At 66.5% G+C, this 15,390-nt stretch carries 12 protein-coding genes; 3 read left to right on the top strand and 9 right to left on the bottom strand.

Annotated features, from left to right (window positions below; translation table 11 throughout):
* Positions 1-19 precede the first annotated feature (19 nt).
* Positions 20-1,504 carry an alkaline phosphatase PhoX gene (locus tag AB0J16_RS26735; RefSeq protein WP_358544366.1) on the bottom strand — a complete coding sequence of 495 codons (1,485 nt, stop codon included), beginning with the start codon at positions 1,502-1,504 and terminating at the stop codon, positions 20-22.
* 202 nt (positions 1,505-1,706) lie between these two features.
* On the opposite strand from AB0J16_RS26735, the gene AB0J16_RS26730 reads away from it, so the two are divergent.
* The gene (locus AB0J16_RS26730; protein ID WP_358544364.1) at positions 1,707-2,906 is read left to right on the top strand and encodes an esterase-like activity of phytase family protein; all 1,200 of its coding nucleotides are present in this window, start codon (positions 1,707-1,709) and stop codon (positions 2,904-2,906) included.
* A gap of 84 nt (positions 2,907-2,990) precedes the next feature.
* Here the strand turns inward: AB0J16_RS26730 and AB0J16_RS26725 are convergent, their stop codons facing one another.
* From AB0J16_RS26725 to AB0J16_RS26690, 8 genes are all read right to left on the bottom strand, one after another.
* A complete protein-coding gene (locus tag AB0J16_RS26725; RefSeq protein WP_358544363.1) occupies positions 2,991-4,820 on the bottom strand; it encodes a glycoside hydrolase family 15 protein in 1,830 nt (609 codons plus the stop codon).
* A gap of 58 nt (positions 4,821-4,878) precedes the next feature.
* Positions 4,879-5,481 (bottom strand): nucleoside-triphosphatase, encoded by a 603-nt coding sequence (locus AB0J16_RS26720; RefSeq protein ID WP_358544362.1) that lies wholly within the window; start codon positions 5,479-5,481, stop codon positions 4,879-4,881.
* On the bottom strand, positions 5,474-6,265 hold the full coding sequence (locus AB0J16_RS26715; protein WP_358544360.1) for a caspase family protein: 792 nt from the start codon (positions 6,263-6,265) through the stop codon (positions 5,474-5,476). Before AB0J16_RS26715 ends, AB0J16_RS26720 begins: the two co-directional genes overlap by 8 nt.
* Positions 6,262-7,113 carry a PfkB family carbohydrate kinase gene (locus AB0J16_RS26710; protein ID WP_358544359.1) on the bottom strand — a complete coding sequence of 284 codons (852 nt, stop codon included), beginning with the start codon at positions 7,111-7,113 and terminating at the stop codon, positions 6,262-6,264. Before AB0J16_RS26710 ends, AB0J16_RS26715 begins: the two co-directional genes overlap by 4 nt.
* A 50-nt stretch (positions 7,114-7,163) precedes the next feature.
* On the bottom strand, positions 7,164-7,778 hold the full coding sequence (locus AB0J16_RS26705; protein ID WP_358544358.1) for a hypothetical protein: 615 nt from the start codon (positions 7,776-7,778) through the stop codon (positions 7,164-7,166).
* Between the two features lie 4 nt (positions 7,779-7,782).
* A complete protein-coding gene (locus tag AB0J16_RS26700; RefSeq protein ID WP_358544357.1) occupies positions 7,783-8,034 on the bottom strand; it encodes an SWIM zinc finger family protein in 252 nt (83 codons plus the stop codon).
* 1 nt (position 8,035) lies between these two features.
* Complete coding sequence (locus AB0J16_RS26695; RefSeq protein WP_358544355.1) at positions 8,036-10,747, bottom strand: tetratricopeptide repeat protein; 2,712 nt, start codon at positions 10,745-10,747, stop codon at positions 8,036-8,038.
* Positions 10,748-11,217: 470 nt separating this feature from the next.
* Complete coding sequence (locus AB0J16_RS26690) at positions 11,218-13,071, bottom strand: DUF1996 domain-containing protein (protein ID WP_358544354.1); 1,854 nt, start codon at positions 13,069-13,071, stop codon at positions 11,218-11,220.
* 669 nt (positions 13,072-13,740) lie between these two features.
* Between AB0J16_RS26690 and AB0J16_RS26685 the strand changes: the two genes are divergently transcribed.
* Positions 13,741-14,820: a dihydrodipicolinate reductase gene (locus AB0J16_RS26685; RefSeq protein ID WP_358544352.1), complete on the top strand. Its 1,080-nt coding sequence runs from the start codon at positions 13,741-13,743 to the stop codon at positions 14,818-14,820.
* Positions 14,817-15,323 carry a carboxymuconolactone decarboxylase family protein gene (locus AB0J16_RS26680; protein ID WP_358544351.1) on the top strand — a complete coding sequence of 169 codons (507 nt, stop codon included), beginning with the start codon at positions 14,817-14,819 and terminating at the stop codon, positions 15,321-15,323. The genes AB0J16_RS26685 and AB0J16_RS26680 overlap by 4 nt, the downstream gene beginning before the upstream one ends.
* The last annotated feature ends 67 nt before the right edge of the window (positions 15,324-15,390 follow it).

Below are 15,390 nucleotides of genomic sequence, written 5' to 3'. Positions count from 1 at the left end.
TAGCCGGCGTCGGACTGGTTCAGTCGGCGTTGGAGGGACGGCGCCACGGGCCGGTGATCGCCAGGACGTGGCCGGGGCTCTGGATGTTGGCGAACAGGATCCGGCCGTCGGCGCTGAAGTTGGGGCCGGTGAACTCGCTGTCGTTGAGTTCGTTGCGCGCCATCGGGTACGCCTTGCCCTGCGCGGTGACGCCCACCAGGTGCTGGATGCCCTCTCCGTCCTCCGCGAGGATCACTCCTCCGTACGGCGAGACGGTGATGTTGTCCGGCCCGTCATAGTTCGTGTCCTGGGCGGGGTCGGGGTTGACGCCGAAGATGGTCTTCAGCGTGACCGTCTGGTGGCGCGGGTCGTAGAACCACACCTGGCCGTCGTGCTCGTTGACGCTGCCGTCGGTGTGGCGCGCGTAGCTCGCGACGAAATAGGCGCCGCCGTCCGCCCACCAGGCGCCCTCCAGCTTGCGGCTGCGGGTGATCTGGTCGTTGGGGAGTTGGGTGCGTACGGACTGGACGAGCGCGTCGCGTTCGGGCACCTCCACCCATCGGACCTGGTAGCGGGTGCCGGGGGAGGTGGCCTCCGACAGGTCGGCGACGTGCGCGCCGTCGCGATAGCAGCTCAGCGCCTCCAGCTTGCCCGCGGTCGCGCCGCCGTCGGAGAGGGCCAGCTCCCGCAGCGCGCCCTTGCCGCCATGGAACCCCTTCGGCGGCGTCCAGCGGTAGTAGAGCCCGTTCGGTCCGGAAGCGTCCTCGGTCAGGTAGATCGCCGACGTCTTCGGGTCGACGGCGACGGCCTCGTGCGAGTAACGGCCGAGAAACTTCAGCGGCACCGGGTCCTGGTTGGCCTTGCGGTCGAACGGGTCGACCTCGAAGACGTACCCGTGGTCCTTCTGGAAGGCGCCACCGGCCCGCTGCTCGGTCTCCTCGCAGGTCAGCCAGGTGTTCCAAGGGGTCTTGCCGCCCGCGCAGTTGTTGTGCGTGCCGGCCAGGCTGACGTATTCGCGGATCCGTACGCCGTGCGCGTCCACGTCGATGTTGGTGGTGCCACCGCCCGCGCCCGGATCGTAGGTGAGGCCAGGCAACGCGGGCACCCGGTACGGCTCGCTGCCACCGATCTCGTGGTTGTTGACCAGCGTGGCGCCGCCCTTGCCACGCCCGAGCTCTGCGTCCACTCCTTCGCTGTCCGCTCCTTCGCTGTCCGCTCCGTCACCGTCAAACCCGGCGCCCTTGCCACGGGTGAAGCTCGCCGTCCCGTCCGCGTCGCTCGGCGTCGGCTCGCCGCTCTCCAGCAGCGTCACCCCCGCCTCCGCGACGATCCGGTACGAGAACCCGGCGGGCAGGGCCAGCACCCCGGCCGGATCGGCGACCAGCGGGCCGTAGCCGAGCGGGGGCCGCGTGGCCGCGAACGCGGCGGGCCCGGCGATCGCCTCGATGCTGCCGGCGAACACTATGCCGAGGCCACCGGCGGCGCTGCGGCCGAGGAAGGAACGGCGAGAGACAGGTGCGGACATGGGACATCTCCTCCAACGTTGACGTCTGCAGGAGCCGACCCAATTGCGTCGCGGGAACGGGCGGCACCCCGCACTCCGTCCTTATGGTGAACGCTTGAGGAAGAACCGGCACCCGGATCGATCATCTTGATCGCCCGAAAGTGAATGATTCGTACGCACTGCGTTTGGAATCACGTCATGTGACGCTCCTAGCGTGCCGGTCATGAAACGCATCTCCCTCGCGGTGGGCGCGGCCCTGCTGGCCGTGAGCCTCGCCCCCACGACCGGTCCCGCGTCCTACGCCGCCGCACAGGACGGCGCGCGGGACAACACGGGCCGCGCCACGCTGACCGGGTTCGCCGCTCTCCCGGCGCAGACCTTCGTGCCCGGCAGCGAGCCCTCCGGCTCCCAGATCGGCACCACCCCGATCAACGGCGTCACCCCGCCCTTCGCCGGCCAGCCGGTCCAGGGGTTCAGCGGCATCGTCCGGCGCGGCGACGGCAGCTTCGACGTGCTGTCCGACAACGGGTACGGCGGCAAGAACAACAGCGCCGACTTCCTGCTGCGCGTGCACCGGATCAGCCCGGACTTCAAGGCGGGCACCGTACGGGTGCTGGGCGGGTTCAACCTGTCAGACCCGCGCGGCCGGGTCTCGTGGCCGCTGACCAGGGCGGACCGGGTGCTCACCGGCGCCGACTTCGACGTGGAGTCGATCGTCCGGGCGGCGGACGGCACGTACTGGATCGGCGATGAGTTCGGCCCGTTCCTGCTGCACTTCTCCGCCACCGGCACGCTGCTGGAGGCGCCGATCGAGCTGCCCGGCGTCAAGGCGCCGGAGAACCCGACCCTCAACGGCGCGACGCCGAACCTGGCCGGCAGCAAGGGCTTCGAGGGCATGGCCCGTTCCGCCGACGGCCGGTGGCTCTACCCGCTGCTGGAGGGCACGGTCAGCGGAGATCCGGCGGGTACGCTGCGGCTGAACGAGTTCGACGTCCGGAAGCGGGCGTATACCGGCAAGCGCTGGACGTACAAGCTGGACAGCCCGACCAACGCGATCGGCGACGCCATCGCGGTGGACGAGCACCGCTTCCTCATCATCGAGCGGGACAACGAGCAGGGCGACGCGGCCAAGCTCAAGCGCGTCTACCTGGCCGACACCCGCGATCGCGACCACGACGGCGCGCTGGACAAGACGCTCGCCGCCGACCTGCTGGACCTGGCCAACCCCAAGGGCCTGGGCGGGTTCGGCGAGACTTTCCGCTTCCCGTTCCAGACCATCGAGGACGTCGTGATCCTCGACGACCGCACGCTCGGCATCCTCAACGACAACAACTTCCCGTTCTCGTCCGGACGGACGGCCGGGCAGCCGGACAACGACGAGTTCATCACCGTCCGCCTGCCGTTCCGCCTGCACGCCCGCTGAACGAAGAGGGGGCGGGCCGCACCGCCCGCCCCCACGGTTGTCAATGGAGCGGTCGGGACGTTCGTCGACACTGCTCCCGAGGAACTAGCCGAGGGCGTGGTCGAGGTTGAAGGCGGCGCTGATGAGGGCCAGGTGGGTGATCGCCTGCGGGAAGTTGCCGAGTTGCTCGCCGGTGTGTCCGATCTCTTCCGCGTACAGCCCCAGGTGGTTGGCGTAGGTGAGCATCTTCTCGAAGGCCAGGCGGGCTTCGTCGACGCGGCCGGCGCGGGCCAGGGCTTCGACGTACCAGAACGAGCAGATCGAGAACGTGCCCTCCGGCCCCTCCAGACCGTCCGGGCTGGCTTCGGGGTTGTAACGGTAGACCAGCGAGTCGGAGACCAGCCCGCTGCCGAGGGCGTCGAGGGTGGACAGCCACTTGGGGTCGGTGGGGGAGACGAACTTGGTCAGCGGCATCATCAGGATGGACGCGTCCAGGACGTCGTCGTCGAAGTGCTGGACGAACGCCTGCAGCGAGGTCGACCAGCCGTGTTTCATGATCTGGTGGTAGATCGTGTCGCGGGCCCGGCGCCAGCGCGGTATGTCGGCGGGGAGCCCTCGATGGGCGGCCATGCGCATGGCGCGTTCGATGGCCACCCAGCACATCAGCCGTGAGTAGACGAAGTCCTTGCGTCCGCCGCGGGTCTCCCAGATGCCTTCGTCGGGTTGGTCCCAGTTCTCGCAGACCCAGTTGATTAGCGTGCAGACCTGCTCCCAGCGGTCGCTGGAGATGGGGTTGCCCCATTTGTTGTAGAGGTAGATGGAGTCGAGGAGTGCTCCATAGATGTCCAGCTGGAGCTGGCTGACGGCGGCGTTGCCCACGCGTACCGGCGCGGACCCCCGGTAGCCCTCCAGGTGGTTCAGCTCGGATTCGGGCAGCTCGCTGCGTCCGTCGATGCCGTACATGATCTGCAGCGGGCCGGTACTGCCGGCTCCGGTGAGCGGGACGTGCGTGGACAGGAAGCCCATGAAGGCTTCGGCCTCCTCGGTGAAGCCGAGCCTGAGCAGCGCGTACACGCAGAACGCGGCGTCGCGTACCCATACGTAGCGGTAGTCCCAGTTACGTCCGCCCTTGACCTGCTCGGGCAGGCTGGTCGTGGGCGCGGCGACGATCCCCCCGGTCGGCGCGTAGGTGAGCAGCTTCAGCGTGAGGGCCGAACGGTGGACGACCTCACGCCACCTGCCCCGGTAGCGGGAGGCGGACAGCCACTTCCGCCAGTACCGCACCGTGGCGGCGAACTGCTCCTCCGCCTCCGCGCTCGGGCAGGGTCGTGGGGTGATCCCGTCGCCGATCCGGTCGAGGGCGAATACGGCGTGTTCGCCCTCCTTGAGCTCGAAGCTCGCCCAGGCGTCCCGTCCGTCGGTTTCGATGGGCACGCTGGCGGACAGCGCCAGGGACAGGGACTCCGACTCGAACGTCGTCCGGGTTCCGTGCTGGTGGACCGTGTGGGGTTGCCTGGCGTAGTCGAACCGGGGGGCCACCCGGGCGCGGAACGGGAGGGTTCCACGGACGCAGGTCACCCGGCGGATCACCCGGTGCCGGTCCACCTCGTCGGAGTCATCCTCGATCGGCATGAAGTCCTGGATCTCGCCCACCCCGTCGACGGCGAAGAAGCGGGTGATCAGGACATTGGTGTCGGGGAAGTAGAACTGCTTGGTCTTCGCCAGGGTGTCGGCGTACAGCTCGAACGACCCGCCCTTGTCGGCGTCCAGGATCGAGGCGAACACGCTCGGGGCGTCGAAGCTCGGGCAGCAGTACCAGTCGATCGTGCCGTTGGTGCCCACGAGCGCGACCGTGCGCAGGTCGCCGATCAACCCGTGCTCTCCGATCGGCAGGTACCGCGAGTCCTCGGGGTAGCCGCCTGGTCCAGCCGTCATGTCTGTTCCCTGCCACGATTCCGGGAAAATATGCAGGTCAGAGCGGCTCGACGCGCGCTCAGGCCGCCGAGGGTGGTGGGGGCATGCCGTACGAAGCGCTCATGGTCAGGACCCGCTTCTCCAGATAGAGGCACATCATCTCTGTCACGGTGTCTCTGTTCTGCGGCGTGAGGTGGAATGTCTCCACCGCTTCATGTTCCTTCAGGACATCGACCCACGGCTCGGCGGGGGACATCACCGTGCCTAGGATGAGGCACGGGCTTTCGAGCATGTCGAGTACGACCTGCCGAAACGCCGCCGAGTACAGCTGCATGGGCCCGATCTCGTCCACCAGCACGATTCCCCCTGGATTGTTCGACAGGGAGGCACGAAGGGCGGGCACCGCGACGCCGTCCAGGAATTCGAGGTCCACGCCATACTTGAGCCGTCCATGGCTGAGCAGTCGCCCCACGCGCATATCACTGTCCGAATCAATGGACGCGAGCCGGCCTGACCGGCCGTCCAGCATCTCGATCTCGAAGCCCACGCGCTTGCCGTCTATCCGCCGCTCGGTGGCGTAAAAACCCACGACGCTCTTGGGGGCCAGTCTGGTGACGACATTTCTCAGGGCCGTCGTCTTGCCGACCTTTTTGACGCCAGTAAAGAGCAGTGCCCTACCCATGATCGCTCCCCGGAATGAGTAGCCGCGGCAAACCGGCGCCCTTGAGGTCGCCCCAGAGAACCGGGTTCTGGCGGCCATTGCTATAGTCACGCACTTGATGGAAAACCAGGTCGTACAGACTGGCCAGACCGATGACGTTAGTCGTTCCCGGACTGCGTAGCTGTTCGAGCAGGTAGTAGGAGAAAACGCCATGTCTGAGAGTGCCGTCTTCCCGCGCGACTTCGTCGTCGGCGCAGGCCGACAGGAAGATCGTTCCTGAACCGAGCGGCAGGTTTTCCAGCCGGATCCGCGGTCGGTGCGTTCGGCGCTGCTCCGCCAGCAGGGGCCCGGTTATCCCACGCCCATCGGAGTAGCCGGAAAAACAGGCATCGAGGATGAAGACCACGAGGCGCGCATTGAGCCGGCTGGCCAGCCGGGCCAGATCTGTATGCACCTCGATGGCGCTCGAAAGCAACGCGTGCCGCTGGGTGTCATGGCAGACCAAGAAGCGTGACACTTTATCGAGGCCGGGATGAATTTCGGGGGAGCCATGCCCGGCGAAGAAGATCAGCACCGCGTCACGGCGGTCGACGATCCGTGCCAGTCGCACCCCGATAAGGTCGATGATGCCCGACCGAGTCGCCTGATCGTCCACGAGTGGATGCACCCGCACACTTGATGCGTATAACGCCCGCCCGAACAATTCAGCAAAGGCGAGCGCATCCGCTCGGGCGTATGACAGGTCGGGGATCGTTATATCGGCATACTTGTTCACGCCGATGAGCACCGCATGAAGCCGGGTCATTCGTGACCCCCTGCCGAGCGGTGTTCGAGGTAGTCACGCAGCGCCTCCGCCGCCAGCAAGTCGCCGTAGCCCAGGAGCGCCGCCCCATCGGGGACGGGATATGAGTAAGAAGCGTGCAGTTTGGAGCGTGAGGCCGCCAGCTGGTGATACTTCGAGCCGTCACGAAGGCGAACGATGGCCAAGGACGTCACTTTCAGCAGCGCATCGGCCGTGTCGGACAGCATCGTCACTGACTGCTTCTCGTCCTGACGCCCCAGTCCCAGCATGCGTCGCGCGGTATTGGCCTCGGTGACCACTCCGTCCAGGCCGCCCAGAATCTCCGCGACCTCGGTCAGCGCGTCGAAGAGCCGATAGAAGTCATGCGGCACCACGTCGAGCACCACGAGGGCGCCACTCCGCCTGGCCTCGGCGACAGCCCCGACGACCGCCGCGAACCGTGGAACGGAGCGGGAACGAAGACAAAGCCCCGAGATCCAGATGAGATCCCATGGCCCGAATTCGCCGGCGCGCACGAAGTCGCTCGACAAGGCGTCATTGGCGCTTACCGAGGACGTGAACATGTGGCGCGCGCCGGACGCGTCGTAAGCCACGAGGGTACGAGCCGTGGGAGCCGTCGTACTGCGCTGAACCCGGCACTCGAACGGCGCCGCGGCCAGCGCATCGCCGATGATCTCGCCGGCGGCGTCCTCGCCTACCGAGCCGACGACTGTGGGTGAGAGCCCGAACTGTACGGCCCGTCTGGCGAATTGGTAAGCGGTGCCACCTACCTGGTCGGCTATGGGACCGCGCACCAACAGTTCGCCAGAGGCGGCGACGCGGGACCAGGTTTTCGGCAGCCAGGTCTCCACGACGGTATCCAGACACAGGTCGCCCATGACGAGCACCCGAGGCGGGTCGTTCACCGCTCTGTTCCCGTGGGCATGTCGAGGATGTGGCCGTGATTGATCTTGTCCCGGTAGTAATCACGTAGCTGTGGATGGCGTGCCAGATCAACCGCCACCGGCAGCAGGTTCGCTACCTTTATTCCGTCTCCAGCAATGGCACCGGCTTTGGCCGGACTATTGGTCAGCAGGCGAATGGACGTCACCCGCAGGTCGTACAGAATGGCGGTCGCCTGCTCGTAGTGCCGCTGGTCGTCGCCATAGCCCAACCTCCGGTACGCCTCGGTTTGCGGGATGCCCTCCTCGGCGGACAGCTGAGTGGCCAGCATCAGCGCGAAATGCCCGTTGGCTCGTCCCTCCTGATCGAGCCAGATCACGACCCCCCTCCCGTGTTCCTGGATCGTCGCCTGCGAGGCGGCCATCTGCTCGCGGCAGTCGCATTCGATGCTGTTGAACACGTGGGCGGAAATGCAGGCCGAGTGGACCCGGCACGGCACTTCCTCCTGTCCGCTCACCTCGCCGTGGACCAGGGCGACGCTCTCCGCGACCCCGTCGTAGTAGAGAATCTCCCGCCAGCTGCCGAATTTCGTCGCCAGCGAGCGCTCAGCGAGTCTGACGATCGCTCTTGGCATGCTGCTACTCCAGATTGTCGGGCAGTTGTAGACCGGCCTGTTTCCGCAATATCAAGTTCAGGGCCATGACATGGCTGCAAGTGGCGTGCACTGCGAAGAAGTCGCACGTGCACGACCAGGAGCCGGCCTCGAAGCTGATATGCCGCTCATCGTGTTCGGATCGCATGGTGACCTGTAGCGAGTCGAGGCAGAACCTGTCCTGCTCCCGGGCGTAACGCTCCGCCTTCTGCCACTTGGCGGCGACCGCCGCTGTCATATCAGGCATTGTTTTCCGTTTCTTCATGGGTTTCCAGCCAATTCTGGATCTCCGTGGTAAGTCCGATCCGCAGGACACGGCTCTCCGTCAGAGCGCTCTGCGCTTTGTCTCGGGCGCTTTCGCGAGCGCTGTTGGCCCAGGCGAGGAGCGCTTGGCCGAACTGAGCGTGTACCAGCCACACCTGATCCCCGAGCGTCTCGGAGATCTGCCGGCTCTCCATGAACAGCCTTTCCGCGTCCGCGGTCTGACCGGTCTCAAGAGCGAGTTTGGCCATCTGGAACAGGGTCGCCTGCTCCATCACCGGATCTCCGACCAACTGCTCCAGGAGCAGCGCCTCCTCATACAGAGTCCGGGCGGAGTCGGTCCGGCGCGCGGCGTGTTCTATTCGCGCCCGCTCATGGATGGTTTTGGCCAGGGCTCCGTCACGACCGGCGCGGCGTCGGCTCTCGTATACGCGGGTCAGCAGCTCCTGCGCCTCATCCAGCCGGTCCTTGCGATAAAGAATCTTGGCGATCTGATGATCGATGTCAGAGATCGCCTCTTCGTCGTCGGCCAGCCGGCGCGCATCCCGATAGACGGTCTCCGCCTGATCGAAATCGCCCATCCGGTAATGCACTTGGCCTACCCCGCGAAGTGCCTGCAGCCATAGACCGCGGGCGTCCGCCTCCATCGCCAAGTACGCGGCCTGTCCGTAGGCGTCTTCCGCGTTCGTGAAGGCGGCGAGCCGATATTCCACCAAGCCACGGACGATGAGGAAAGCCGCCTGACGTATCTGATCACCGGACTGGGACGCGGACCGGACGGCGGCGTCAAGCAGGTCGAGCGCCAAGGGCCACGGTCCCCGGCGGATCAGCGGGAGGTCCCGGTGGCCCACCACCGTTTCGCAGTAGCTCAGGATGTCTCGCCAGAGCCCCAGATCTTCGGCGACGCGCAGCGCTCTGCGGATGTTGCCCGACTCGTCGGCGGGATAGTTGCCCTCGTTCGCCAATTCCAGCTGTTGGGCGAGTTGTGATCTTACGAGGTCGCTCATCTTCTCCTGGGACAGCCCCGCGTGCCGGCGTCGCAGATGGGCGACAAGGAGCGAATGCATGACGCAGCGTGTGCCGCCTCCCGGCTGGTCGTGGCGGTCGATCAACGCGGCGCCATGAAGCTCGTTGAGCGCCGCGTCGAGCCGGGATCTCGTGGTGGGGGTGAGCTCACGGCCGCCCATCGCCACATGCCGCCATGCTGACTCCTCGGCTCCGTCCTCGAAGACGGCCCAGGCGTCGAGGAGGTCGCGCACGGCGGGAGTGCGCTCCTCCAGAAGAGTGATCACTCTGCCGAGCATCTCGCTGTTGACCGCGAGTGGCCCGCCGCCGCTCAGCCTCAGGAGATCGTCCCGCATCTCCGTCCAGCGTTGTCCGAGCTGCAGGAGAGACGCTGTGTACTCGATGGTCTTCGGATGCCCGAAACACAGCCGAGAGGCTTCGGCTACGTGCTCATCCGCGCCCACCAGCCTCCGCGCCCTCTCGGTTCCGCCCAGACAGGCGACCATGAGTTCGCGGGACGCGTCCTGGGGCAAACCTGTCACGGTGATCCAATTCGCACCGATGATGCTCTGCAGCTCGGCGCGATAGGAGTAGGAAATGAGCACGGCACGTCCGCCGAGGCTGGTGTCCCATGAGCTCAGCAGCGCTATGACCTCCGCGAGGACGGATTCGGGCGCTTCATCGATGTCATCGAAGATGAGGAGGAAACGGCCGCGCGAGAGTCGCATGGCGACCTCTTCGGGCCGCATGGTGCCTTCCCCTTTCGGCCAGCCCAATACCTCGGCGAGATCGGATGCCGCGAAGCTGCCCCGTAGCGAGAAGTAACCGATGCCGCCACGAAATCGCCAACCGTAGCGATTGGCCATTGTCTGTACTATGGTCGTCTTTCCGTTTCCGGTGATGCCGACAAGACCTATGTAAGGACTTCCTCGGTCTTCGTCGAAGAGCCGGTGATAGAGGGCGAGCAGTTCGTCGGCTCGATCGACGACCGCGCGGTGCTGCGTCGGCACATTCGCCGGCGGATTGCAGGCGAAATAGCTGGGGCGTCCGCTGGTCGGCATGGCGTCGAACGCGGGCGTGCTTTCTCGTGGCCCGCGGACTCGGATGGGATCCGCCGTATTTCTCAGGGGAATGCGGCGAAGCACGGCTTGCGAGGCGCTGTTGACCACCTGGCTGAGCGGGGTCCTGGTGAAAAGGAGTCCGTAGATTTCCTCGATGGCGCGCAGGGCATCACGCCTGCTGATGCTGCCGGCCACGGAGATGGTGGTCAGGTTGCGATTGGCGAGCGCCAGCCGGTCGGCGAGGCTCTCGGTCGAGCATCCGTTCAGGACGAGCAGACACTGCTGACGGTTGGGAAACGCGTCGGCGAACTCGTCTTCTCCCACCAAGATCGCCGTGCCGTCACGGTCTTCGAACTCGATTCCGCCACCACTATGAGCGGCCACGTGAACAATGTCGAACTTATCAGTGGCAAGCGCGCGCCTAAGGTTACTGATGGTCGGCGGCGTTAGGCGGAGGATGTCCACTTCCGCCCCCGCTTCCTCCATCGCGGCAGTGACGTGCGCAAGCTCGGTTTCCGGGTGAAGCCGCCCAGGGTCGTTGATAGGCGACGGCGTGACCAAGAGCAGCCGTATCGGCGCAGTGCTCGCCGCCAGGGCCTCGTTGAGTGTTACGGGCGTTGTCACGCTCGCCTCCCGGCATGAGGGGAAGCCCTAAATTATGCAGCCGCTCGCTTAGTCTAGACGGAAACTTCGCGCAGAACACCGGCAACCTTTTGACGGACACCGCGCTCCGTTGAACGCGAAGGATGTGCGCTTCATAGCGCTGTGCCCGCTTTGCGCACATCGCAGGTAAGCGATCAGCGCGATTTGTTGATCAAAAGCAGCCGTGCGTGGCTCTTAAATGTATTTATGGTTGGTCATGCTGACCTGTCTCGCGTCGAGGGACACGTGGGCGGCGCCGGTCCTGCTCCACGTCGGCCCGCTCGGCCGCCGTCACCTCCCCCTGGACTGTGGTGGCCCGCCCCTGTGGTGCAGGACCTGCAGTACCACGCGGTCAGTAGCGGCCGCTGATCGCCAAAGGGCCACCCGAGGGGGTTCTCGGGTGGCCCTTTCGCGCGTTCCTCCTTCCGGCTGTCAGCGGTTCCTTCCGGTTGTCAGCACCTCCTGCCGCTGTTGATGCATCGCACGACGTTGTTCATGAGCTGCTTCGACATCAGCGCGATGGCACCCGCGTGGTCGGTGTTCGGGCTGTTCCCTTCGCTGGGGGCGCTGTCCACCATGAAGGGGACGTTCGTACCGTCGGGCTGGGTGTTGGGCACGTCGTCGTAGACGAGCGTGACGCGCAGTTGCGGCACCGCCTGGGTGTCGGCCGGGCAGGCTCCGTTCTCGTCGGGGAAGACGACGTGGGTACGGTGGTCCGCGCTGTCGAGGTTCTGGCCGTCCCAGCAGCTGGGCATGTCGAAGACGCGCATGAGGTCGCTGCCGGACGGGCAGATCGGATACTTGTCGGTCAGCCTGTTGGCGAAGCCGGTGCAAGTCCACGTGGGCCGGGCGTTGGCCGCGTCACTTGGCGCGTCACTGGGTGCGGCACTGGCGGTGTCACTGGCCTTGGCACTGGCCGTGTCACTGGCCTTGGCGCTGGCCGTGTCAGTGGGCGGGTCGCTCGGCACGTCACTGGCCGTATCGCTGGGCAGGTCGGTAGGCACGTCAGTGGGCAGGTCGGTGGGCACATCGGTGGGCAGGTCAGTGGGTACGTCACTGGCAGTGTCGCTGGGCGCGTCACTGGCGGTGTCACTGGGCTTGCCGCCGCTCACCGCCTGCGCGTCGCCGGTGATCAGCCTGAGGAACTGAGGCGCGGCCGTGACCTTCGACATGGCGTTGCCACGGAACTGCAACTGCACCAGAGACGGCCGCACGGCGTTGCCGTCCGCCCCGCCTACCCGAAGGGTCGGCCAGAAGTACGTCGACCTGTCGGCGCGGATGCGGCAGGTGGTGTCCGAGGCGGCCAGGCTCTCGTTCGTGGAGAAGGCGTCAGTGGACACATTGCCCACGTAGTCGTTCAGCTGCTGGCCACCCTTGGCCACACCTGGAGCGGTGATGACGTTGTCGCTGTTGGCGTGACCCTCCTGGGGCGTGCCGCACCTGGAGACGAAGGAGCCGCTGGAAGCGGACCTCTGCTGCTGCTGCACGGGGTCGACCGACTGGATGTCGACGAAGTCGTCGGCCGTCGGCCCGGACGCCGCCTTCGCGCTCGCGCTCGGCTTCGAGCTCGCGGCGCCGCCGCTGCTGAGCGTGCACTTGGCCAGGCCGTCCAGCCCGGTGGGCCGGTCGGCGACTCGTCCGATGGCTGTGGCCATGCGGTTGATGGTGGCTGTTCGTTTGTCGGCCAGGGGGCCGAGGATGGCGTTCTGTACGAAGTTGGGGCCGCCTTCCCCTGCTGAGGAGACGAGTCGGTTGTTGGCTTCGTTGATCTGGGTTTGCAGGAGTTTGAGGTTGCGGTCGATTTCGGCTTGGGCCTGGGCGGGAATGTCGGGAAGTTTGCCTGCTACGTCCGGGCAGATGATCTTGTTCCCGCCGGTGGCGGGGGGTGTGGTCGCATTGTCGGACGGCGGTGTGGTCGCGTTGTCCGATGGCGGTGAGGTGGGGGGCTCTGAGGCGTCAGGGTCCTGGGTTGCGGGGGCGGTCGCGCCGCCGCCGTTGCCGAGTTTGCAGGTGGCCAGGCCGTCCAGCCCGGTGGGCCGGTCGGCGACTCGTCCGATGGCTGTGGCGATCCGGTTGATGGTGGCTGTTCGTTTGTCGGCCAGGGGGCCGAGGATGGCGTTCTGTACGAAGTTGGGGCCGCCTTCCCCCGCTGAGGAGATGAGCCGGTTGTTGGCTTCGTTGATCTGGGTTTGCAGGAGTTTGAGGTTGCGGTCCACTTCGGCTTGGGCCTGGGCGGGAATGTCCGGCAGTTTGTCGGCGACGTTCGGGCAGGTGATCGTGTCCGCGCTGGCGGACAGGTTCACCATGTTCCGCGACTGCCCGGATAATGGGCCACCCGCCAGAACGAGGGCGACACCTCCGACTAGGGAAACGACTCCCAGCCATGGCCTGAATGGCTTGCTCCCCGAGGCATTCGCCATACGGGAACTCCTCCCGGATTGATGACGTGGGCGGGAAAGCCCGCTTTTCATCAGATACGGGAGCATCGGCAGCATGGTTCACCCGGATGGAGAAGTAGCAGGTCAGACCGGCGATTCGGGCTTGACGGCGACGACCTCGCCGTCGTCGGTGTTCACGTACAGGATCGCGGGCGGTTGGGGGCCATAGGTGGTGTGAGCGGCACGAGAGTCGCGGCAAGCAATGGCGATGACGATTCACCTCGTCACACAGCGTCCTGGGAAATGCGGCAGCAAATTCGCGCCCTCCTTGGAGCTGATCGCGATGGCGCGTCCCACCTGGGTATTTGCTCTTTCAATCGTTCAGCGGGATATCTCTTCAGGGCGGTCGCTGAACAGCGATCTGGCGTTTGCACCGGAGAATGCAAGGTGTTATCGGCGGATCTCTCACCGGTCCGGACAATGCGAATTCCGGCCGATGAAAGCTTCATTTCCACGTAGCAGGTCCGGGCGGCGCCGGGCGCGGTCGGTGTCGCGATGGCTCTATGCACCTAACCAAGCGCTTGCTACGCTCCGCTCATGCTGTCCACGATCGTCTGGGGCACCGGCAATGTCGGCCGTGCGGCCATCCGTGCCGTCGAGGCTCATCCGGCACTGACACTCACGGCCGTACTCGTCCACGATCCCGGCAAGGTCGGCCGCGACGCGGGCGCGCTCGCCCGGCTCGACCATGATCTGGGGGTCACGGCGACCGACGACGTCGAGGCGGTGCTGGCCGCCGGTCCCCGCGCCGTCGTCTACGCGGCGTCCGGCGACATCCGCCCCGACGAGGCGCTCGCCGACATCATCAGGGCGATCCGGGCCGGCGCCGTGGTCGTCACCCCCTCGTTGTACGCGCTCTATGACCAGCGCAACGCCCCGCCGGAGCTGCGGGAGCCGGTGCTGGCGGCCATCGCGGACGGTGGCGGCTCGCTGTTCGTCTCCGGCATCGACCCGGGCTGGGGCAACGACGTGCTGCCCCTGTTGATCAGCGGACTCGGCGGCACCGTGGACGTGATCCGCTGCCAGGAGATCTTCGACTACTCCACCTACGACCAGCCCGACTCGGTCCGGTACCTGGTCGGCATGGGCCAGCCGATGGACTACGAGCCGCCGATGATCGCGCCGACGGTCCCGACCATGGTGTGGGGCGGCCAGGTACGGCTGATGGCCAGAGCCCTCGGCGTCGAACTCGACGAGATCCGCGAGAGCCGCGACCGGCGCCCGCTCGACGCCACGGTGCGTACGGAGACGATGGGCGAGTTCGACGCCGGCACCCAGGGCGCGGTGCGCTTCGAGGTGCAGGGCATCGTCGAGGGCGAGCCCCGCATCGTCATCGAGCACGTCACCCGCATTCACCCGTCCTGCGCGCCGGACTGGCCGACGCCGCCCGACGGCCACGCGGCGCACCGGGTGATCATCGAGGGCCGCCCGCGCATCGAGGTCACGATCGAGGCCACCGACGAGGGCGGCAACCGGGCCGCGGGCGGCAACGCCACCGCGGTCGGCCGGCTGGTGAGCGCGATCGACTGGCTCGTGGCGGCCGAACCCGGGCTCTACGACGCGCTCGACGTCCCACTGCGCCCCGCGATCGGCAAACTCGGGAGGAAACAGCCATGAACCTCGACATCCCCGAGGGAAAGGACGCGATCGAGTACGTCTGGGGTGAGATGGTGCCCGGCATCGGGACCGCCGCCTCGCACTTCTCCCTGTCGGTGTACGCCCACACGACCCTCGGGCTCCGCGAGTTCGAGGCGGCACGGCTGCGGATCGCGCAGATCAACGGATGCGCCTTCTGCCTGGACTGGCGTACCGAGCGGGACGGGCAGAAGGTCGAGGAGGAGTTCGCCGACGCGGTGACCCAGTGGCGCACCACCGACGCCTTCGACGACCGCACCCGGCTCGCCGCCGAGTACGCCGAGCGGTACGCACTGGACCACCACGGCCTCGACGACGAGTTCTGGACCCGGATGACCGCGCACTACAGCCAGCTCGAGATCGTCGAGCTGAGCATGAGCATCGGGTCCTGGCTGGCCTTCGGGCGGCTCAACCACGTACTGGGCCTCGACACCGTGTGCCGGCTGCCCAGCGGCCGTTCACCCGCCACGCGGCGGGCACGCTAGATCTTTCCAGGCTTTCTCCAGGCGCGAGCTGCAGCAAGAACCTGTTCTCATCCCACCGAGAGTAAGG

It is taken from the genome of Nonomuraea sp. NPDC049750 (assembly GCF_040659625.1).
Classification (GTDB): Bacteria; Actinomycetota; Actinomycetes; order Streptosporangiales; family Streptosporangiaceae; genus Nonomuraea.
This window is presented reverse-complemented; position numbering and strand designations above follow the sequence as displayed.

Bases quoted from the DNA above. Each gene is read 5' to 3' on its own strand.
- AB0J16_RS26685 (WP_358544352.1), top strand. From the start codon at position 13,741: ATGCTGTCCACGATCGTCTGGGGCACCGGCAATGTCGGCCGTGCGGCC.
- AB0J16_RS26735 (WP_358544366.1), bottom strand. From the start codon at position 1,504: ATGTCCGCACCTGTCTCTCGCCGTTCCTTCCTCGGCCGCAGCGCCGCC.
- AB0J16_RS26720 (WP_358544362.1), bottom strand. From the start codon at position 5,481: ATGGGTAGGGCACTGCTCTTTACTGGCGTCAAAAAGGTCGGCAAGACG.
- AB0J16_RS26725 (WP_358544363.1), bottom strand. From the start codon at position 4,820: ATGACGGCTGGACCAGGCGGCTACCCCGAGGACTCGCGGTACCTGCCG.
- AB0J16_RS26700 (WP_358544357.1), bottom strand. From the start codon at position 8,034: ATGACAGCGGCGGTCGCCGCCAAGTGGCAGAAGGCGGAGCGTTACGCC.
- AB0J16_RS26690 (WP_358544354.1), bottom strand. From the start codon at position 13,071: ATGGTGAACCTGTCCGCCAGCGCGGACACGATCACCTGCCCGAACGTC.
- AB0J16_RS26730 (WP_358544364.1), top strand. From the start codon at position 1,707: ATGAAACGCATCTCCCTCGCGGTGGGCGCGGCCCTGCTGGCCGTGAGC.
- AB0J16_RS26680 (WP_358544351.1), top strand. From the start codon at position 14,817: ATGAACCTCGACATCCCCGAGGGAAAGGACGCGATCGAGTACGTCTGG.
- AB0J16_RS26705 (WP_358544358.1), bottom strand. From the start codon at position 7,778: ATGCCAAGAGCGATCGTCAGACTCGCTGAGCGCTCGCTGGCGACGAAA.
- AB0J16_RS26715 (WP_358544360.1), bottom strand. From the start codon at position 6,265: ATGACCCGGCTTCATGCGGTGCTCATCGGCGTGAACAAGTATGCCGAT.